Below are 18,496 nucleotides of genomic sequence, written 5' to 3' on the forward strand. Positions count from 1 at the left end.
TGGCGGGCTCGATCAGGCGGCCGGAGCGTTGACGTCCGAAGGCAGGGCCTTCTTGGCCACAGCAACCAGACCCGTGAAGGCCTCGGGATCACTCACGGCGATCTCGGCGAGGATCTTGCGGTCGACCTCGACACCAGCGATCTTCAGACCCTGGATGAATCGGTTGTAGGTGATGTCGTTGGCCCGGGCCGCAGCGTTGATCCGCGAGATCCACAGCTTGCGGAACTCACCCTTGCGGGCGCGGCGGTCGCGGTAGGCGTAGGTCAGCGAGTGGAGCTGCTGCTCTTTGGCCTTGCGGTAGAGCCGCGAACGCTGTCCGCGGTAACCCTTGGAAGCCTCCAGGGTTGAACGACGCTTCTTCTGGGCGTTCACTGCCCTTTTTACGCGTGCCATAGCTTGATTTACCTCTTAGTAATTGGCCACCGGGAACCGGTAGCGGGGTGGTCTGGTTCGAAGCGCAATCAGATGTTCAGCAACCGCTTGATGCGGGGAACATCCTTTTCGGAAACGACGACGGTGCCATCGAGTCGACGGGTTCGCTTGGTGGGCTTGTGCTCCATCAAGTGGCGACGATTCGCCCGCTGGCGAACGATCTTGCCGCTGCCGGTCACCTTGAAACGCTTCGCGGTTCCCTTGTGGGTTTTGCTCTTGGGCATGGAAATGCCTTCCTGTGTCGTCGACCTGTGAGTGCGATCAGCTCGTCGGAGCGGCCGGGGCCGATCCTGAGTCTGGCTTCGCTTCGCCGGCCGGGCCCGGTGCGGGGCGCGGATGTGCCTCTTGCGGGGGGTGGGTTTTCTGGGCTTGTGCCTTGGTCTTGGCACCCTTGTGCGGGGCCAGGACCATCGTCATATTGCGGCCGTCTTGCTTGGCAGAGGTCTCGACGAAGCCGAAGTCTCCGACGTCGGCGCCGAGGCGCTGCAACAGTCGGTAACCGAGCTCGGGTCGGGACTGCTCGCGTCCGCGGAACATGATCGTCACCTTGACCTTCGACCCTGCTTCGAGGAAGCGGATGACGTGACCCTTTTTGGTCTCGTAATCGTGGTCGTCGATCTTCGGGCGGAGCTTCTGCTCCTTGATGACGGTCATCTGCTGGTTGCGACGCGATTCGCGCTGCTTCTGTGCCGCCTCGTATTTGAACTTGCCGTAGTCCATGATCTTGCAGACCGGTGGGCGGGCGTTCGGGGCTACCTCGACCAGATCGAGATCGGCCTCGATAGCCAAGCGCAGGGCATCTTCCACACGGACGATGCCGACCTGCTCCGAGTTGGGTCCGACAAGACGGACCTCAGGTACGCGGATACGCTCATTGATACGAGTCTCAGTGCTGATGGGGCCTCCTCATTTGTGTCCGCGTACGCAGGTGGTTCCTCGTGGCAGACGTTTTCAGTTTGACCGCAGCCGCAACTGGTGAGACAGATCCTCAGCGAAAAGGCCCCGGATCGATGAATGTCATCGACGGGGCCCACACCGACCGGTTCATGTCACCTATCGCATCACAGCGATCAAAGCCTCCAACTCAGAGACCACCGGAGATATTCCGCGGTGCGGCATCTCCGGCGACAAAACCGGACCGTTCAACTCTTCGTTGGTTCTTGCGAACGCACGATGTCGAGCGGTGGGAGTGTGAACTCCACTTGCAACCCCGGCGTGAGCCAGGGCGGTCGTAGGTGAAAGTCTAACAGGCATGACGGAAAACATGAATTCCGAGCCTGACGTGCGTGAGCTGGCCGAAATCCCGGCGATCGAGGTGATCACGCGGTCCGCGGTGATGCTCATGAGTGCGGCCGCCGAGAAGCTCGGCCTGTCCGAGGCCGACCCGTCGACGAGTCCCCATCTGGATCTCGACGAGGCCCGCAAACTGATCACCGCGCTCGCCGGGTTGATCCAGGCGTCGGTCTCCGACCTCGGGATCCACGCCTCGGCCCTCCGCGACGGACTCAAAAGCCTGCAGCTCGCGTTCCGCGAAGCCAGCGCACACCCGGACGAGCCCGGCCAGGGCCCAGGCGAGAAACAGACCGGCCCCGTCTAGCCCGGTTTTGGTGGCTTCTGGCGGAGCCGACCTGGGCTTTTACTCGCCGAAAGCCACCAAAATCGGGGGGCCCGGGGGTCAGTGGGTGACAGCGCCAACCGACGCCGAGCGGACGAGCTTCGCGTACTTCGACAGCACGCCACGCTGATACTTGTGGTCGAGCGGCTGCCAGTCCTGCTTGCGTGCCTCGAGCTCGTCGTCGTCGACGAGGAGATCGAGGGTGCGGCCCGCGATGTCGACGCGGATGGTGTCGCCGTCTCGAATGAATGCCACCGGTCCCCCGTCGGACGCCTCGGGCGCGATGTGGCCGATGCACAGGCCGGTCGTGCCCCCGGAGAATCGACCATCGGTCAGCAGCAGGACGTCTTTGCCGAGGCCGGCGCCCTTGATGGCGCCGGTGATGGCCAGCATCTCGCGCATTCCCGGACCGCCCTTGGGGCCTTCGTAGCGGATGACCACGACATCGCCCGCCTTGATGACGCCGTCGGCCAACGCGGCCAACGCTCCCTGTTCGCGTTCGAAGACGCGGGCAGGCCCTTCGAAGGTGTCGGCGTCGAAACCTGCCGACTTGACCACCGCACCCTGCGGCGCGAGCGAACCGTGCAGGACGGTGATGCCACCGGTCTTGTGGATCGGATTGTCCAGAGCGCGGATGACCTTGCCGTCCAGTGGGGCGATGTCCATCTCGCCGAGGTTCTCGGCAAGCGTCTTGCCGGTGACCGTCAATGCGTCGCCGTGCAGCAGGCCGGCATCGAGCAGCGCCTTCATGATCACGGGGATGCCGCCGTACCGGTCGAAGTCGTTCATGACATAGCGGCCGAACGGCTTGAGATCACCGAGGTGTGGGGTGCGGTCGCCGATCTTGTTGAAGTCGTCGAGATGCAACTCGACCTCGGCCTCGCTCGCGATGGCCAGCAGATGCAGCACGGCGTTGGTCGAGCCGCCGAGGGCCATCGTGATGGTGATGGCGTTCTCGAGTGCCGGCTTGGTGATGATGTCGCGGGTGGTGATGCCCTGACGGATCAGGTTGACGACGGCCTCGCCGGAGCGATGCGCGAAGGCATCGCGACGACGGTCCGCGGCCGGCGGCGACGCCGACCCGGGCAGGCTCATACCCAGCGCTTCCGCGATGGAGGCCATCGTGTTGGCGGTGTACATGCCTCCGCACGCACCTTCTCCGGGACAGATGGCACGTTCGATGCGGCCGAGATCGTCCTCGGACATCTTCCCGGCCCGGCATGCCCCGACCGCCTCGAATGCGTCGATCAGGGTGACGTCGCGTTCGGAGCCGTCACTGAGCTTGACCCAACCGGGCGCGATGGTGCCGGCGTAGAGGAAAACCGACGCCAGGTCGAGGCGGGCGGCAGCCATGAGCATGCCCGGCAGCGACTTGTCACAACCGGCGAGGAGTACCGAGCCGTCGAGGCGCTCGGCCTGCATCACGGTCTCCACCGAGTCGGCGATCACCTCGCGCGACACCAGCGAGAAGTGCATGCCCTCATGACCCATCGAGATTCCGTCGGACACGGAGATGGTGCCGAACTGCAGCGGGTACCCGAGTCCGGCGTGCACACCCTCCTTGGCGGCCTGCGCCAACCGATCGAGTGACAGGTTGCACGGGGTGATCTCGTTCCACGAGCTCCCGATGCCGATCTGGGGTTTGTCCCAGTCCTCGTCGCCCATGCCGACCGCACGGAGCATGCCGCGGCTGGGAGCCGCGGTGATTCCGTCGGTGACCGTGCGACTACGGGGTTTCATGTCGACCATGTACTGGCTCCTAGAGTTGATGCGCGGTCCGAGGGGCTGACTCAGCTCGCGGCGACTGCTCGCTTACGTCCAGTCTGCTTCGCAACTGTCTTTCGTGCGGGAGCTTTGCGTTTCGCCTTCACGGGTGTCGCGGCCTCGGCGGGCGAGAGGATGTCAGCCAGGAAGCGACCGGTGTGACTGGCCGGAACCGCCGCGACGTCTTCGGGCGTGCCCTCCGCGACGACCGTACCGCCGCCGGAACCACCTTCGGGTCCCATGTCGATGACCCAGTCGGCCGTCTTGATGACGTCGAGGTTGTGCTCGATGACGATCACGGAGTTGCCCTTGTCGACGAGTCCGTTGATCACCTTGAGCAGCTTGCGGATGTCCTCGAAGTGCAGACCCGTCGTCGGCTCGTCCAGGACATACGCCGTGCGTCCGGTCGACCGCTTCTGGAGTTCTGCGGCCAGCTTCACACGCTGCGCCTCGCCACCTGACAGTGTCGGAGCGGGCTGCCCGAGGCGGACATAGCCCAGACCGACGTCGTTGAGGGTCTTGAGGTACCGATGGATCGAGGTGATGGCCTCGAAGAAGTCGACTGCCTCTTCGATAGGCATGTCCAGGACCTCGGAGATGGTCTTGCCCTTGTAGTGGACTTCCAGGGTCTCGCGGTTGTACCGCGCACCGTGGCAGACCTCGCACGGCACGTACACGTCGGGCAGGAAGTTCATCTCGATCTTGATCGTGCCCTCGCCGGTGCAGGCCTCACAGCGGCCGCCCTTGACGTTGAACGAAAACCGGCCCGGTTGGTATCCGCGGACCTTCGCCTCTGTGGTCGCGGCGAACAGGGTGCGGATCTTGTCGAACACACCAGTGTAGGTCGCCGGGTTGGATCGCGGAGTGCGGCCGATCGGAGACTGGTCGACCCGCACGAGCTTGTCCAGGTTGTCCATGCCGTTGATGCGGGTGTGCCGTCCGGGCACCTGGCGGGCGCCGTTGAGCTTGTTCGCCATCACCGTGGCCAGGATGTCGTTGACGAGGGTGGACTTGCCCGACCCGGACACGCCGGTGACCGCGGTGAGCACGCCGAGTGGGAACACCACGTCGATGCCTTGCAGGTTGTGTTCGCGCGCACCGACGACGGTCAGCTGCCGCTTGCGGTCGATGGGCCTGCGGATGGCGGGGACCTCGAGGAACTCGCGACCGGAGAGGTACGCACCGGTGAGCGATTCCTCGTTCTTGAGCAGGTCCTCGTAGCTGCCGCTGTGGACGACCCGCCCGCCGTGCTCCCCCGCGTAGGGACCGATGTCGACGATCCAGTCCGCCGAGCGGATGGTGTCTTCGTCGTGTTCGACGACGATCAGCGTGTTACCCAGGTTCCGCAACCTGGTCAGGGTGTCGATGAGCCGCCGGTTGTCGCGCTGGTGCAGACCGATCGACGGTTCGTCGAGGACGTAGAGCACCCCGGCCAGACCGGAGCCGATCTGGGTGGCGAGGCGGATACGTTGCGCCTCACCACCGGACAACGACCCTGCGGCGCGCGAGAGTGACAGATACTCCAGGCCGACGTCGAGCAGGAACGTGATGCGCGACTGCACCTCCTTGAGCACGCGGCCGGCGATGGCCTGCTCACGGCTGCCGAGCTTGAGGTCGGACAGGTAGTCGGCGCACTCGGCGACCGACAGTGCGCAGACCTCCGCTATCGACTTCTCGCCGTAGCGATGGTGGTCGAGCGTGACCGCGAGAATCTCCGGACGCAACCGTGCGCCGGCGCACGCCGGGCACGGGATGTCGCGCATGTAGCCCTCGTAGCGGTCTTTCATCTGCTCGGACTCGGTCTGCTCCATGCGGCGGTGCAGGAACGACATCACGCCTTCGAACTCGGTGTAATACGAACGCGTGCGGCCGTAACGGTTACGGAACCGGACGTGCACCTGGTGCTCACTGCCGTTCAGGATCGCCTTGCGCGCCTTGAGAGGCAGCTTCTTCCACGGGGTCTTGGTGTCGAAACCCATCTCGTCGCCGAGACCGGAGAGCAGACGCAGGAAGTAGTCGGCGTTGTGACCGCCCGACCACGGCGCGATGGCGCCGTCCGCCAGCGAGAGATCGGCATCGGGGACGACGAGTTCTTCGTCGACCTCCTTGCGGATTCCGAGGCCGTCGCAGTCGGGGCAGGCACCGTACGGCGAGTTGAACGAGAAGGACCGTGGCTCGAGATCATCGATCGCGATCGGATGGCCGTTCGGGCAGGCCATCCGCTCGGAGAAGCGGCGCTCCCGATCCGGGTCATCCTCTTCCAGATCCACGAAGTCCAGCACGACGACACCGTCGGCGAGGCCGAGTGCGGTCTCCACGGAATCGGTGAGACGCTGCTTGGCCGTGGCCTTGACCGAGAGCCGGTCGACCACCACCTCGATGTCGTGCTTTTCCTGCTTCTTCAGCTTCGGCGGGTCGGTCAACGGGTAGACGACACCGTCGATCCTGGCTCGTGAAAAGCCTTGGGTCTGAAGGGTGCCGAAGAGGTCGACGAACTCGCCCTTACGCGTACGGACCACAGGTGCGAGTACCTGGAATTTGATGCCCTGTTCCATCGCGAGCACCTGGTCGACGATCTGCTGCGGGGTCTGCTTCTCGATCGCCGAACCACACTCGGGGCAGTGGGCCTTGCCTGCACGGGCGTAGAGCAGGCGGAGGTAGTCATACACCTCTGTGATGGTGCCGACCGTCGACCGCGGGTTGCGGTTGGTGGACTTCTGGTCGATGGACACCGCAGGCGAGAGCCCCTCGATGAAGTCGACGTCGGGCTTGTCCATCTGACCGAGGAACTGCCGCGCATACGCCGACAGCGACTCGACATAGCGACGCTGGCCCTCGGCGAAGATGGTGTCGAAGGCCAGGCTCGATTTTCCGGACCCGGATAGGCCCGTGAAAACGATCAGGCTTTCGCGGGGCAGGTCAACGTCGATGCCACGCAGGTTGTGCTCGCGGGCTCCGCGCACGATGAGGCGATCAGCCACTGTGGTCCTTTTCGGTGTCGAATCAGGTGTTGCCGACTGTCGTTGCGGGGGTTTTGCGCAGCGACAGCGTCGGCCTTTGGTGTTCGCGCAGGCGTACCCGGCAATGCTAGAGGCACCCTCTGACAAGGTACCGGCGGCGGCGGACCCGGCGAACCGCGCGCGGCCGGCCACTACGCCCTGACGTTCCCCTGACCAGCCGGGACGAACACGATGACGGCCGTGAGCGAGGCAACGGTCACAAAGGGGAACCACAGCGACCCCAGGTCCATTCCCCGGTAGGCGGCCGCGCCGATCAACGCCCCGACCGCCATCGAGAGCCACAGCAGCAGGTGCCGCGCCCACACCCAGCGCTCGCCCCCGAACGCCGCATCCACCAGGCGCTGGGCGGCCTTGACCAGAGTGCCCGTCATGTAGGTCAGCCCCACCGAGACCTCGCCGGACTTCTCGAACACGGAGTTGAGCATGCCCATCGCGACCGCGGCCACCATCAGCGCCGCGTAACCCGACCACACCGAACCCAGCACTGCGGCCACTCCCAGCGCGACCGACACCGACAGCATCACCGCAGACCTACCGCGAGCCTCCCCGGTCAGTCTCCTCACGATGGTTCCGGCCATCACCCCGACGACGAACAGCGCGATGATCGACAGGCATTTGAGGGCCGGTCCCGTCATGGCCTCGACGACCGACGCGGACATCTGCGTCGTGTTCCCGCTCATGAAGGAGACGAAGTAGCCGCCCAGGTGCACGAAGGCCACTGCGTCGACATACCCCGCGACCGCGGACAGTGCAGCCGCCAACGCGAGCTCTCCACGATTGATCGTGCGCACGCGCCTCCTTCGACCCCGACGACCGCTTGGGCTCAAGTATGCGCCGGGGTCGGTGCCTTCACGTCCTGCGCGGATGCGGGCCGACGGCGGATGCCGACGCAGAGCAGTGCGGCCACCAGGCACAGCCCCGATGCTGCGTAGAACGCCATGTCATATCCGCCGTGCTCGTCCCGCAGATACCCGGCACCGAATGCCGCGACGGCTGCCCCGAGCTGATGCGAGGCGAAGACCCAGCCGAAGACGACGGGGGTGTCGCCCCCGAAGTGATTGCGGCACAGCGCGATCGTCGGGGGCACCGTGGCCACCCAGTCCAACCCGTAGAAGATGATGAACACCCAGGTGCTCGGCTCGGCGTGCGGCGAGAGCAACACCGGAAGAGCCAGCAACGACACTCCCCTGCCGACGTAATAGACGCCCAACAGCACTCTCGGGTCGACGCGGTCGGTGAGCCATCCCGAGAAGATGGTGCCGACCACGTCGAAGACACCGATCGTGGCGAGCAGACTCGCGGCCACCGTCGTCGGCATGCCGTGGTCATGCGCAGCCGGGATGAAGTGGGTTCCGATCAGGCCGTTGGTGGTGGCTCCGCAGATCGCAAACGAGGCCGCCAGCAGCCAGAACACCCTGGTGCGCGCGCCCAGGATGAGGCCGTCGAACGCCGCCCGGAAGCTGCCACCGACGGCTTTCGGCGCGGTCGCCTGCAGCGGCGCTCCGTAGGGGCCGATTCCCTTGTCCGCAGGGTGATCTCGCATGAAAAAGATGATCAACGGGACCACCGCAAGGGCCGCTGCGGCAACAACGATCGCTGCGGGACGCCATCCGTGCCTGGTCGTGATCTGCGCGACGAGAGGCAGAAAGATCAGCTGCCCGGTCGCGCTCGCCGCGGTCAGGACACCGGTCACGAGACCTCGCCGCTCCACGAACCACCGGGTGGCCACGGTCGCGACGAAACCCATCGAGATCGAACCCGTGCCGATGCCGACGCAGACGCCCCACAGCAGCAGCAGCTGCCAGCTCTCCGTCATGAAGACGCTCAGCGCGGTCCCGACGGCGATCAGCGTCAGGGCTCCCGCCAGGATCGGCCGGACCCCGAAACGATCCATCAAGGCGGCCGAGAACGGCGCGGTGAGCCCGAACAGCGTCATGTTGATCGACATCGCGAGCCCGACGGTCCCGTGCGACCAGCCGAACTCCATGTGCAGTGGATCCATCATCACACTCGGCACCGACCGGAACCCGGCCGCCGCGAGTAGCGCGATGAAGCTCACCGCCGCAACGACCCACGCCCAGTGCAGGCGTGGCCGATCAGCGCTCACCGACGTTCGACGGACTGATGTCACCGTTCAACTCTGACCGGTTCGGACTCACGACGCTATTGGCATAAATGACAATAAATGTAGAATTCCTGCCATGTCGTCACCACCGCACCGCATCGCGGTGCTGATGCTCGCACCGGTCGTCGGGTTCGACGCGACCATTCCGTCGATGGTGTTCGGTCAGGCGTCGGACGATGCCGGCACCCCGCTCTACGTCGTGGAGATGATCGGGTTGGACAGCAGCGCGGTGAGCACGCTGTCCGGGTACGACATCGTGCCCGCCCGCGGATCCGAGGCACTCGCCGACGCCGACACCGTGATCGTCCCGGGGACACGGATGGAGCAGGTGCGCTATGACGGGACGTTCCCCGACGAGCTGCGCGCAGCCTTCGACCTCATTCGGCCCGGTACCCGGATGGTGTCGATCTGTACCGGCGCCTTCGCACTCGCGGCGGCAGGCCTTCTCGACGGCAGACCGGCCACGACCCACTGGGACAAGGCCGCCGACCTGAGGCGGCTCTATCCTTCGGTGCAACTCGACGAAGACGTCCTGTTCGTCGACGATGGCGATGTGTTGACGTCGGCCGGCCTGGCCGCGGGCATCGACCTCTGTCTGCACATCATCCGGACCGACCACGGGACCAAGGTCGCCAATCGGGTGGCCAAGTATTGCGTGGTGCCGCCGTGGCGCGACGGTGGGCAGGCGCAGTTCATCGACTCGGCAGTGCCGGACAGCACCGACAATTCGACATCGGCGACCCGGAGTTGGGCGGCCGAACATCTCACCGAACCGCTCACGGTGTCGCAGCTCGCCGAACGCGCGAACATGAGCGTGCGTACCTTCAATCGTCGATTTCGGGAGGAGACGGGCGACACCCCGGCAGTGTGGGTGCGCAAACAGAGAATGCACCGGGCCCGCGAACTGCTCGAATTCCACGACCTTTCGATCGACGAGGTGGCCAGGCGGTCCGGTCTCGCGACCGGCGCGAACCTACGACACCAACTGCGCAAGCATCTCGGGATGTCTCCGACGCGATACCGGCGCACGTTCGGCGGCGAGTGAGGTACACGCCCAGAGCGCACCCGATAGGGTTGTGGCCATGAGCGCAGCGGCCCCGATCTCCGACACCTACACCGGCGACTTCAGCGAATCCGAAGTGCCACAACGTAAATCCACTCCGAAGGCGACGATCGTCAAGTTGTCCGTCGGTCCGATGGACAACAACGTCTACGTGATCACCGACAAGAGCACCGGCAAGGCACTGCTGATCGATGCCGCGAACGATGCCGACACCCTCATCGAGTTGATCAAGGCCCACGGCAACATCGAGCTGATCTTCACCACGCACTGGCACCCCGACCACTGGATCGCCCTGGAAGAGGTGGTGAAAGCGACCGGGCTCCCCACCGCAGCCGGCCGAATCGACGCCGAACCCATCCAGGTGCAGACCGACCGACTGATCGACGAGGGCGACGTCATCGAGGTCGGCGACCTCCGCCTCGAGGCCATTCACCTCAAAGGCCACACCGACGGCTCGATCGCTTTGTTCTTCGACGACGACATCACCCACCTGTTCACCGGTGACTCACTCTTTCCGGGCGGCGTGGGTAAAACCCAGACGCCTGAAGACTTCGACTCGCTGATCGACGATGTGAAGACGAAGTTGTTCGACCGTTTCGACGACAGTGCCGTCGTCTATCCCGGTCACGGGCTGGACACCACGATCGGTGCGGAGCGTCCGCACCTCGAGGAATGGCGCGAGCGCCGGTGGTGATTGCTACAGCAGGGTGTCCCACCGCGCGGCACGGAGTTGCTCAGCCGACTGGCGCGCCGCGATGAGCTGCGCCAGCCCTCTTGTTTCGTCGTCGGTCAGGTAGCTGGGGTTCGACATCATGGGCGCGCGAAGTTGTTCGCACGCGGCGAGTTCTGGCGTCGCCTGGACCAGCGATCGAGCTATGTGCCCGGCGCGGCCCAGACGAATGGCCTGGTAGTGGAGCTTGTCCGGTACCGCGTCTTTCCCGCCGCCGAACTCGGGACCGGCGGCCGGTTCGTCCGGTCTGACGCCGGTGACCCACCCGTACTCATAGATGCCGGGGTACTTCGGGCCCGTGACCCACAGCGCGACGAGGTCGCCCTCGCGCACCAGCGTGCGGCGCCTCGATCGGGCACTCAGACACCAGCTGTCCGGGTGTAGATCGGTCGGCGACACGCCCGTAGACGGCATCCGGTCCAGCGTTCCGAAGTAGTCGGTTCCGGTTGCCGGATTGCACTTGATGATCCAGCATCCGACATCCGCGCGAGTGATCGGCAATGCCCTTCCTTCCATCGTTTGAGGACTAGCCAAGCGGACTATTGGGTACCCCGGCCCCGCCAGGTCTATAGGCTCGACGGAGTCCGTCCGTTAAGCAGGCTCGACACAGACCAATGTCTTGAGGAGGCCCTTTAAATGCTGATCCGCCGAATAGCCCGTCCCTTGCTCGCGAGCGCGTTCATCGCCACTGGGATAGATGCGATCCGACGCCCAGAACAGCTAGCCGAAACCGCGCAGCCGTTCGTCGACAAAGCAAAGACCCAACTTCCACCGCAGGTTGCCGATCTGATCCCCGCGGACGCACAGGTCGTCGTGCGGGTGAACGGAGCGGTGCACATCATCGGTGGTCTCGCGCTCGCGACCGGCAAGTTCCCGCGGCTGGCCTCGTTGACCCTGGCCGGAGTCGTCATTCCCACGACGCTGGCGGGCAACGATTTCTGGAACGAGACCGACCCTCATGAGCGTGCCGAGCAGCAGGCTCACTTCATCAAGAACCTAGGCCTTCTCGGTGGGCTGCTGATCGCCACCGTCGACACCGAGGGCAAGCCGTCGCTCGCGTGGCGGGGCCGCAAAGCCGCCGCCGTCGCCGGAGACAAGGTCGCCGCAGTGCTGCCGTCGGGTTCCTCCGGGTCCACCGATGCGCTCGCGGACAAGGCCTCGCACCTCGCCGACGTGGTCTCCGAGCGCACGAGTGAACTGGCCGAGGTCGCCGCCGATCGCGGCGGCAAGTTCGCGGACGTGGCGTCCGACCGGGCGTCGGAGCTGGCGCAGATCGCCTCCGAGAAGGCTGCCGCGTTCGCCGAGGTCGCCTCTGAGCGTGGGTCTGAGCTTGCCGAGGTCGCAGCCAAGCGCGGGTCCGAGTTCGCAGATGTCGCGACCAAGCGTGGTGCGGTGCTCGCCGGCGTGGCTTCAGAGCGAGCTTCGGAGTTCGCCGATGTCGCGTCCAAGAAGGGCACCAAGTTCGCTGACACGGCAGCCGGTCAGACGGCCGCACTGAGCAAGGCAGCGTCCAAGCGGCAGGCGAAACTGGCCAAGCAGGCCGGGAAGAAGCAGGCCAAGCTCAGCAAGCGCGCAGACAAGAAGCAGACGGAGCTGCTCAAGGCGGCGGCCAAGAAGCAGTCCGAATTGAGCAAGGTGGCTGCCAAGAAGCAGTCCAAGCTCACCGCGCAAGCACTCAAGAGCGGCGCGAACGCCAAGGGCATTGCTGCCGACCGCGGTGCCGACTTCGCCGATTCGGCGTCGAAGGCATGGCAGTCGACCAACGGTTACGCCGAGCAGTACCTGGCGACGGCCCGCGACAAGGCCCCGGTGGTCGCCGACTCGGCTCGCGTGTACGCGGCAGAGCTTGCCGAACGCGCTGCCGAGGAGGGCGTCAAGTTGTCCGGCCGGGCCAAGAAGCAGGCGAAGAAGGCACAGAAGGCCGCGGCCAAGTTCCAGTGATCCGACCAGTGGATCCGTTCGACCTCTAGTTTTTCAAGACCAGTGCGCGAGCAGTTCAGCCCAGTTCGTTCCGGGCGACTGCTCGCGCACTTGTCGGATCAGAGGTCTCCAGGACCGCTGCAGCCGCGCGCTCACAGTCGGCGAGGGTCACCGATTCCAGCTTCGCACCGACGCCGGCGACCGCCGATGCCGCTGCCGACAGTGAGGTGATCCCGAACCCGACAAGAACGCATGCCAGTAGCGGGTCGGCCGCGGCCTCGCCGCAGACCCCGACGGGCTTGTTCACCGCAGCACCCGCCGCAGCGGTGCGGGCCACGAGCGAGAGCACTGCGGGCTGCCACGGGTCGGTCAATTCGGCCAGTTCGGCCGACATCCGATCCGCCGCCATCGTGTACTGCGCGAGGTCGTTGGTGCCCACGGACAAGAAGTCGACATGTTCGAGGATTCGCTCGGCCAACAGCGCCGCAGCGGGGACCTCGATCATCACGCCCGGGACCAGGCCCCGCTCGCGCACCTTGTCGGCGAACCGCCTCGCCTCGGCCGCCGTCGCAATCATCGGCGCCATCACCCAGGGCGCACTCTCCAGTCCCTTCGCGGCGTCGACGATCGCGTCGAGCTGCCGATCGAGGATTCCGCTGTCCTTCGCGGCGATCCGGATTCCCCGCACACCCAGAGCCGGATTTGCCTCGTCCGGGTGCTCCGCGAACCGCAATGGCTTGTCCGAACCAGCGTCCAGGGTCCTGATCACCATCTTCTGATCGGGGAAGGCGTCGAGCACCTGGCGATAGATGGCCGCCTGCTCCGGAACGGTCGGTTCGGTCTCCCGGTCCAGGAAGCAGAGCTCGGTGCGGAAGAGGCCGACACCGCCGGCCGCGGTCCCGGCAGCGACCCGCGCGCCGGCACCGTCCTGGACGTTGGCGAGCACATCCACCCGATGGCCGTCGGACGTCGCCCCCGGGCCCGTCCAGGCAGCAGTTCGCTCCGCGATCAGGCGATGCCGCGCAACAGCCTCGGCAGCGACCTGCGGATCGGGCGAGACAGTCAGTTCTCCGGCCTCGCCGTCGAGCATCACCGGCGTACCTGTCTCGATGGTCTCCAGACCTGCGACCGCGACGACACAGGGAATGCCCAGCTGCCGGGCGATGATCGCGGTGTGGCTGGTCGGCCCTCCGAGTGAGGTGGCCAGTCCGATGATCATCGCGGGGTCGAGACCCGCGGTGTCGGCGGGCGCGAGATCGTCGGTGAGCAGGATCGACGGGACCTCGGGCACCGGGATCCCGGGCTCGGGCGCGCCGACGAGCTCGGCCAGCACCCGGTCGCGGACGTCGCGAAGGTCGGTAACCCGTTCGGCCATCAGGCCACCGAGCTTGGTGAAGAGGGTGACGAACTGTTCGGTCGCGGCCTGCGCGGCCGAGGTGGCCGAGCTGCCGGCGGTGATGAGCTTTTCGGCGGCGCCGAGCCAGCCCCGATCAGAGGCCATCGCAGCGTTCGCGGCAAGCACCTCTGATGCCGAACCACTGGACACGGCTGCCCGGTTCTGCAGCCGCGTGGCGACGGCGGCGCTCGCCGACCGGAAGGCCTGCAGTTCGGCTTCGCGCTCCCCCTCGGGCACCACATCTGTGTTTATCTGCGGTTGGATGCGAGGCGCGGGCACAATCGCCGGCCCGGCAACCACTCCCGGAACCACAGGAGTGCCTTGAAGCACTCCCCGTGGGCTCTCCACCAGCGTGGATGTAGTCATACGACCTCCTAGAACGATCCGTGAGAGTGATGTGCGTACGACCACTCATTTGTTGTCTCTGTGACACAGATTACCCAAAATCCTTGACAAAGCAATACGAACGGGCATAAAACAACATAAAGCAACGTAGCGAATCAACACAGCCCCACATTGGAGGACAGTATGTACGCAGAGGAGCGGCAGCAGGAAATGGCCGCACTGATTGCGCAGAAGGGCCGCATGTCGGTGGCGGATCTGTCCGAGCTGTACGGCGTCACCACAGAGACGGTGCGACGCGATCTCGCCTCGTTGGACCGCTCCGGCGTCATCCGCCGGGTGCACGGCGGCGCAGTCCCGGCGTCGGCATTCACGACGATCGAGCTCGGTACCGACGAACGTGAGCACACCTACACAGGCGAGAAGGAGCGCATCGGTAAAGCCGCCATCGACCAGCTTCCCCCGGTCGGCGGCAGCGTGTTCGTCGACGCCGGCACCACCACCGCACGGCTGGCCGCACACCTGCCCACCGACAGCGACCTCGTGGTCGTCACCAACTCAATCCCCGTCGCCGCACGCGTCGCCGGACTCGGTGGGACACGGCTGCATCTCCTCGGTGGCCGGGTCCGCGGGATCACCCAGGCCGTCGTCGGCGACGACGCGATCAGGGCCCTGCGTTCGATGCGCCTCGATGTCGCCTTCGTGGGCACCAACGGCATCAGCCTCCGACATGGCCTGTCCACCCCCGACAGCGACGAGGCGGCCATCAAGAGAGCGATGGTCGAAAGTGCGCATCGTGTTGTCGTGGTTGCCGATTCGTCAAAGGTCGGTCGGGAAGACCTGATCAGCTTCGCCCCCATCGATCGCATCGACGTACTCGTCACCGACTCCGCCATCGCCGACCGCGATCGTAGAGAACTCATCGACAACGACATCGAGGTCGTGACCGCATGATCGTCACCCTCACGGCCAACCCGAGCATCGACCGAACTGTCAGCCTCACCGAACCCCTCCGACGCGGCGCCGTCCACCGCGCCACAGGCGCGACGACCCATCCGGGCGGCAAGGGCGTCAACGTCGCACGGGTCATCACCTCGGCCGGCAAACGTGCCACCGCGGTGCTTCCCGGAAACCATGGTGAACCGATCCTTCTCGCACTCGCCGACGCCGGCATCGATCATCGCGGTATCGCCTACCCCGGAACCGCACGAGTGAACCTCACCGTCACCGAGCCGGACGGGACGACCACCAAGATCAACGAACCCGGAGCCACGCTGCCCCTGGAGTCGATCAGCGCGTTGACGACCTGCCTGCAAGATCTCGCCACGACCTCGGCCTGGGTCGTGCTGTCCGGATCGCTGCCACCCGGTGTGCCCGACCGCTGGTACGCAGAACTCGTCGCGACGCTGCGCTCGGGAACCGCACAGATCGCGGTCGACACCTCCGACGCCCCGTTGCTCGCTCTCGCCGCCGAATTCTCCGTTGCTGCACCAGATCTGATCAAACCCAACGCTGAAGAGCTCGGTCAGCTCACCGGGGTCGACGGTCTCGCACTCGAGGCAGCTGCCGAGCAGGGTGACCCGCTCCCGACAGCCCGCGCTGCACGGTCGCTCGTCGACGGGGGCGGACCGCGAGCGGTGCTCGCCACGCTCGGCGCCGCGGGCGCAGTACTGGTCACCGACGAGGGAGCCTGGTACGCCACCACACCTCCGATCGCGCCTCGCAGCACGGTCGGCGCCGGCGACTCGTCGCTGGCCGGATATCTACTCGCCGATCTGGAGAACGCCGGACCGGCTGACCGCCTCGCACGAGCGGTCGCCTATGGAAGTGCCGCTGCGGCGCTGCCGGGTACGGCACTGCCCAGTCCGCACCACACCAACCCAGAGGGCGTGACCGTCACGGCCCTGACCCCACTCATCGGAAACCACTGATGGCCGGCACCGCCATGCACTCGACAGCTTCAGATCCGCTACCGGATCATCAAACGCAAAGGGAAAACGCAATGTCCAATCCGACGATCAGCACCGGCTCGGCGCCGGCGATCATCAGCCCGCAATTGATCGCGCTCGACGCCGATCTGGGCAACAGCAAAGAAGCGGTGATCGACGCACTCGCGTCGCGTCTCGCCGCCGACGGCCGTTCCAACGACGTCTCGGCGCTCACGGCTGCGGCGCTCGCCCGGGAAGCCCAGTCGGCCACCGGCCTACCCGGCGGGATCGCCATCCCCCACTGCCGTGATGCCTCCATCGCCGCGGCATCCCTAGGATTCGCGAGGCTCAGTCCCAAGGTCGACTTCGGTGCCCCGGACGGCCCCGCGGACCTGGTGTTCCTCATCGCCGCGCCCGACGGCGCAGGCGCCGAGCACATGAAGCTGCTCTCCAGCCTGGCCCGAGCTTTGGTCAAGCCCGAGTTCGTGGCTTCGCTGCGCGCTGCCGCCACCCCGAACGACGTGGTCGCCCTGGTCGAGGACGTACTGAGGCCGGCGGCACCGCTGAAGAAGACCCCCGCCGCGCCCACAGAGACGCCGCCCGCCGCCCCGGCACAGGACGATTCACACTCTGCTCCCAACAAGACGATCGTCGCTGTGACCGCGTGCCCGACCGGCATCGCGCACACCTACATGGCAGCGGACTCCCTGGTTGCTGCCGGTGAGCGCGCCGGGGTGACCGTCCATGTCGAGACCCAGGGTTCGTCGGGCAGCACACCTCTGCCGGCCGAGACGATTGCGACAGCGGGTGCGGTCATCTTCGCTACCGATGTCGGGGTCAAGGGCAAGGAGCGTTTCGCCGGTAAGCCCGTCGTCGCCTCCGGCGTCAAGCGGGCCATCAACGAACCCGACGCGATGATCACCGAAGCGCTGCGCGCCGGACTCGACCCCACCGCCGCAAAGGTGGCCGGCGATGCGGCGGCGGACTCGGGTAGTTCGTCCTCCGGTGACGTCGGCTGGGGCACCCGGCTCCGGCAGATCCTGCTGACCGGTGTGAGCTACATGATTCCGTTCGTCGCCGCGGGCGGCCTGCTCATCGCACTCGGCTTCCTCCTCGCCGGGTACGAGATCTCGGACAAGGCAGAGACGATCACGCTCGACAATTCGGTTTTCGCACTTCCCGACGGCGGCCTGAAGACCTACCTCGGTGCGGTGCTGTTCCAGCTGGGCTCACTGGCCTTCGGTTTCCTGGTACCTGCACTGGCCGGCTACATCGCCTTCGCGATCGCCGACAGACCAGGCCTCGCACCAGGTTTCACTGCGGGTGCAGTGGCCGTGTTCGTCGGCGCCGGGTTCCTCGGCGGGCTCGTCGGTGGTTTGATAGCCGGCTTTGCGGCACTGTGGATCGGCCGGATCGGCGTTCCGCAATGGGCACGCGGCCTGATGCCCGTGGTGGTCATCCCGTTGTTCGCGTCGCTGGTGGTCGGTCTGCTCATGTTCATCGTGCTCGGCAAACCGCTGGCCGCGGTCACCGACGGCCTCACCGATTGGCTCAATGGACTCACCGGCTCGTCCGTCATCCTGCTGGGCGTCATCCTCGGCCTGATGATGTGCTTCGACCTCGGTGGGCCGGTCAACAAGGCTGCGTACGCCTTCGCCGTCGCCGGATTGTCCGTTACCGATGAGGCATCGCTCCGGATCATGGCGGCCGTGATGGCGGCCGGTATGGTGCCGCCGCTGGCCATGGCGCTGGCGTCGACGATCCGGCCGAAGCTGTTCACCCCGGCCGAACGCGAGAACGGCAAGGCGGCCTGGCTTCTGGGTGCATCCTTCATCTCTGAAGGGGCCATCCCCTTCGCCGCGGCCGACCCTCTTCGGGTCATCCCGTCGATGATGGCGGGCGGCGCGGTCACCGGCGGCCTGATCATGGCGTTCGATGTCACCCTCAGCGCACCGCACGGCGGGATCTTCGTCTCGTTCGCGATCGGCGGGATCGTCTGGTTCTTCCTCGCACTTGCAGCGGGCACCGCCGTGGCGGCACTCTGTGTCGTCGCTGCCAAACAACTGATCAAGCCCAAGGCCAAGGTGGCCACAGAGGACAAGGTCCTCGCCACCGCCTGATGTCCCGTCAAAACTCGTTCAGCTCAACCAACTAGGAGAAT

At 65.9% G+C, this 18,496-nt stretch carries 16 protein-coding genes; 7 read left to right on the forward strand and 9 right to left on the reverse strand.

Features of this window, described 5'->3' with window-relative positions:
- Positions 1-12: 12 nt before the first annotated feature.
- The 3 genes from rplT to infC form a co-directional block, all read right to left on the reverse strand.
- Positions 13-393 carry a 50S ribosomal protein L20 gene (gene rplT / locus BH683_RS08530; protein ID WP_084835833.1) on the reverse strand — a complete coding sequence of 127 codons (381 nt, stop codon included), beginning with the start codon at positions 391-393 and terminating at the stop codon, positions 13-15.
- Positions 394-461: 68 nt separating this feature from the next.
- Complete coding sequence (gene rpmI / locus BH683_RS08535; RefSeq protein ID WP_084835834.1) at positions 462-656, reverse strand: 50S ribosomal protein L35; 195 nt, start codon at positions 654-656, stop codon at positions 462-464.
- Positions 657-693: 37 nt separating this feature from the next.
- Entirely contained in the window at positions 694-1,329 is a 636-nt protein-coding gene (infC, locus tag BH683_RS08540) for a translation initiation factor IF-3 (RefSeq protein WP_084835835.1), read from the reverse strand.
- A gap of 355 nt (positions 1,330-1,684) precedes the next feature.
- Between infC and BH683_RS08545 the strand changes: the two genes are divergently transcribed.
- The gene (locus BH683_RS08545) at positions 1,685-2,029 is read left to right on the forward strand and encodes a DUF1844 domain-containing protein (protein ID WP_084835836.1); all 345 of its coding nucleotides are present in this window, start codon (positions 1,685-1,687) and stop codon (positions 2,027-2,029) included.
- A 78-nt stretch (positions 2,030-2,107) separates the two neighbouring features.
- Here the strand turns inward: BH683_RS08545 and ilvD are convergent, their stop codons facing one another.
- From ilvD to BH683_RS08565, 4 genes are all read right to left on the reverse strand, one after another.
- A complete protein-coding gene (ilvD, locus tag BH683_RS08550; RefSeq protein WP_084835837.1) occupies positions 2,108-3,796 on the reverse strand; it encodes a dihydroxy-acid dehydratase in 1,689 nt (562 codons plus the stop codon).
- A gap of 41 nt (positions 3,797-3,837) precedes the next feature.
- Entirely contained in the window at positions 3,838-6,792 is a 2,955-nt protein-coding gene (gene uvrA / locus BH683_RS08555; protein ID WP_084835838.1) for an excinuclease ABC subunit UvrA, read from the reverse strand.
- Positions 6,793-6,962: 170 nt separating this feature from the next.
- A complete protein-coding gene (locus tag BH683_RS08560) occupies positions 6,963-7,622 on the reverse strand; it encodes a YoaK family protein (RefSeq protein WP_084835839.1) in 660 nt (219 codons plus the stop codon).
- Positions 7,623-7,654: 32 nt separating this feature from the next.
- Positions 7,655-8,962 (reverse strand): MFS transporter, encoded by a 1,308-nt coding sequence (locus BH683_RS08565; RefSeq protein ID WP_084835840.1) that lies wholly within the window; start codon positions 8,960-8,962, stop codon positions 7,655-7,657.
- A 70-nt stretch (positions 8,963-9,032) separates the two neighbouring features.
- Here BH683_RS08565 and BH683_RS08570 point away from each other — a divergent pair, with 70 nt between their 5' ends.
- Complete coding sequence (locus tag BH683_RS08570) at positions 9,033-10,001, forward strand: helix-turn-helix domain-containing protein (RefSeq protein ID WP_084835841.1); 969 nt, start codon at positions 9,033-9,035, stop codon at positions 9,999-10,001.
- Positions 10,002-10,038: 37 nt separating this feature from the next.
- The gene (locus BH683_RS08575) at positions 10,039-10,713 is read left to right on the forward strand and encodes an MBL fold metallo-hydrolase (protein ID WP_084835842.1); all 675 of its coding nucleotides are present in this window, start codon (positions 10,039-10,041) and stop codon (positions 10,711-10,713) included.
- A 3-nt stretch (positions 10,714-10,716) separates the two neighbouring features.
- On the opposite strand, the gene BH683_RS08580 is transcribed toward BH683_RS08575, so the two are convergent.
- Positions 10,717-11,250 carry a hypothetical protein gene (locus BH683_RS08580; protein ID WP_143696014.1) on the reverse strand — a complete coding sequence of 178 codons (534 nt, stop codon included), beginning with the start codon at positions 11,248-11,250 and terminating at the stop codon, positions 10,717-10,719.
- A gap of 135 nt (positions 11,251-11,385) precedes the next feature.
- Here BH683_RS08580 and BH683_RS08585 point away from each other — a divergent pair, with 135 nt between their 5' ends.
- Positions 11,386-12,690 (forward strand): DoxX family protein, encoded by a 1,305-nt coding sequence (locus BH683_RS08585; RefSeq protein WP_084835844.1) that lies wholly within the window; start codon positions 11,386-11,388, stop codon positions 12,688-12,690.
- A 55-nt stretch (positions 12,691-12,745) separates the two neighbouring features.
- Here BH683_RS08585 and BH683_RS08590 read toward each other — a convergent pair whose 3' ends face one another.
- Positions 12,746-14,431, reverse strand: a complete 1,686-nt coding sequence (locus BH683_RS08590; protein ID WP_084835845.1) for a putative PEP-binding protein — start codon at positions 14,429-14,431, stop codon at positions 12,746-12,748.
- A 162-nt stretch (positions 14,432-14,593) separates the two neighbouring features.
- Here BH683_RS08590 and BH683_RS08595 point away from each other — a divergent pair, with 162 nt between their 5' ends.
- The 3 genes from BH683_RS08595 (at position 14,594) to BH683_RS08605 (ending at position 18,455) form a co-directional block, all read left to right on the forward strand.
- Positions 14,594-15,361 carry a DeoR/GlpR family DNA-binding transcription regulator gene (locus BH683_RS08595; protein WP_084835846.1) on the forward strand — a complete coding sequence of 256 codons (768 nt, stop codon included), beginning with the start codon at positions 14,594-14,596 and terminating at the stop codon, positions 15,359-15,361.
- On the forward strand, positions 15,358-16,338 hold the full coding sequence (locus BH683_RS08600; protein WP_084835847.1) for a 1-phosphofructokinase family hexose kinase: 981 nt from the start codon (positions 15,358-15,360) through the stop codon (positions 16,336-16,338). Before BH683_RS08595 ends, BH683_RS08600 begins: the two co-directional genes overlap by 4 nt.
- A gap of 71 nt (positions 16,339-16,409) precedes the next feature.
- Positions 16,410-18,455, forward strand: a complete 2,046-nt coding sequence (locus BH683_RS08605; protein WP_084835848.1) for a fructose-specific PTS transporter subunit EIIC — start codon at positions 16,410-16,412, stop codon at positions 18,453-18,455.
- Positions 18,456-18,496: the final 41 nt, after the last annotated feature.

It is taken from the genome of Williamsia sp. 1138 (assembly GCF_002095435.2).
Lineage (GTDB): Bacteria > Actinomycetota > Actinomycetes > Mycobacteriales > Mycobacteriaceae > Williamsia.

Excerpts from the sequence above, each read along its gene's own strand:
- rplT (WP_084835833.1), bottom strand. The coding sequence starts at position 393 with ATGGCACGCGTAAAAAGGGCAGTGAACGCCCAGAAGAAGCGTCGTTCA.
- BH683_RS08605 (WP_084835848.1), top strand. The coding sequence starts at position 16,410 with ATGTCCAATCCGACGATCAGCACCGGCTCGGCGCCGGCGATCATCAGC.
- rpmI (WP_084835834.1), bottom strand. The coding sequence starts at position 656 with ATGCCCAAGAGCAAAACCCACAAGGGAACCGCGAAGCGTTTCAAGGTG.
- BH683_RS08585 (WP_084835844.1), top strand. The coding sequence starts at position 11,386 with ATGCTGATCCGCCGAATAGCCCGTCCCTTGCTCGCGAGCGCGTTCATC.
- BH683_RS08600 (WP_084835847.1), top strand. The coding sequence starts at position 15,358 with ATGATCGTCACCCTCACGGCCAACCCGAGCATCGACCGAACTGTCAGC.
- BH683_RS08590 (WP_084835845.1), bottom strand. The coding sequence starts at position 14,431 with ATGACTACATCCACGCTGGTGGAGAGCCCACGGGGAGTGCTTCAAGGC.
- BH683_RS08570 (WP_084835841.1), top strand. The coding sequence starts at position 9,033 with ATGTCGTCACCACCGCACCGCATCGCGGTGCTGATGCTCGCACCGGTC.
- BH683_RS08575 (WP_084835842.1), top strand. The coding sequence starts at position 10,039 with ATGAGCGCAGCGGCCCCGATCTCCGACACCTACACCGGCGACTTCAGC.
- ilvD (WP_084835837.1), bottom strand. The coding sequence starts at position 3,796 with ATGGTCGACATGAAACCCCGTAGTCGCACGGTCACCGACGGAATCACC.
- BH683_RS08595 (WP_084835846.1), top strand. The coding sequence starts at position 14,594 with ATGTACGCAGAGGAGCGGCAGCAGGAAATGGCCGCACTGATTGCGCAG.
- BH683_RS08545 (WP_084835836.1), top strand. The coding sequence starts at position 1,685 with ATGACGGAAAACATGAATTCCGAGCCTGACGTGCGTGAGCTGGCCGAA.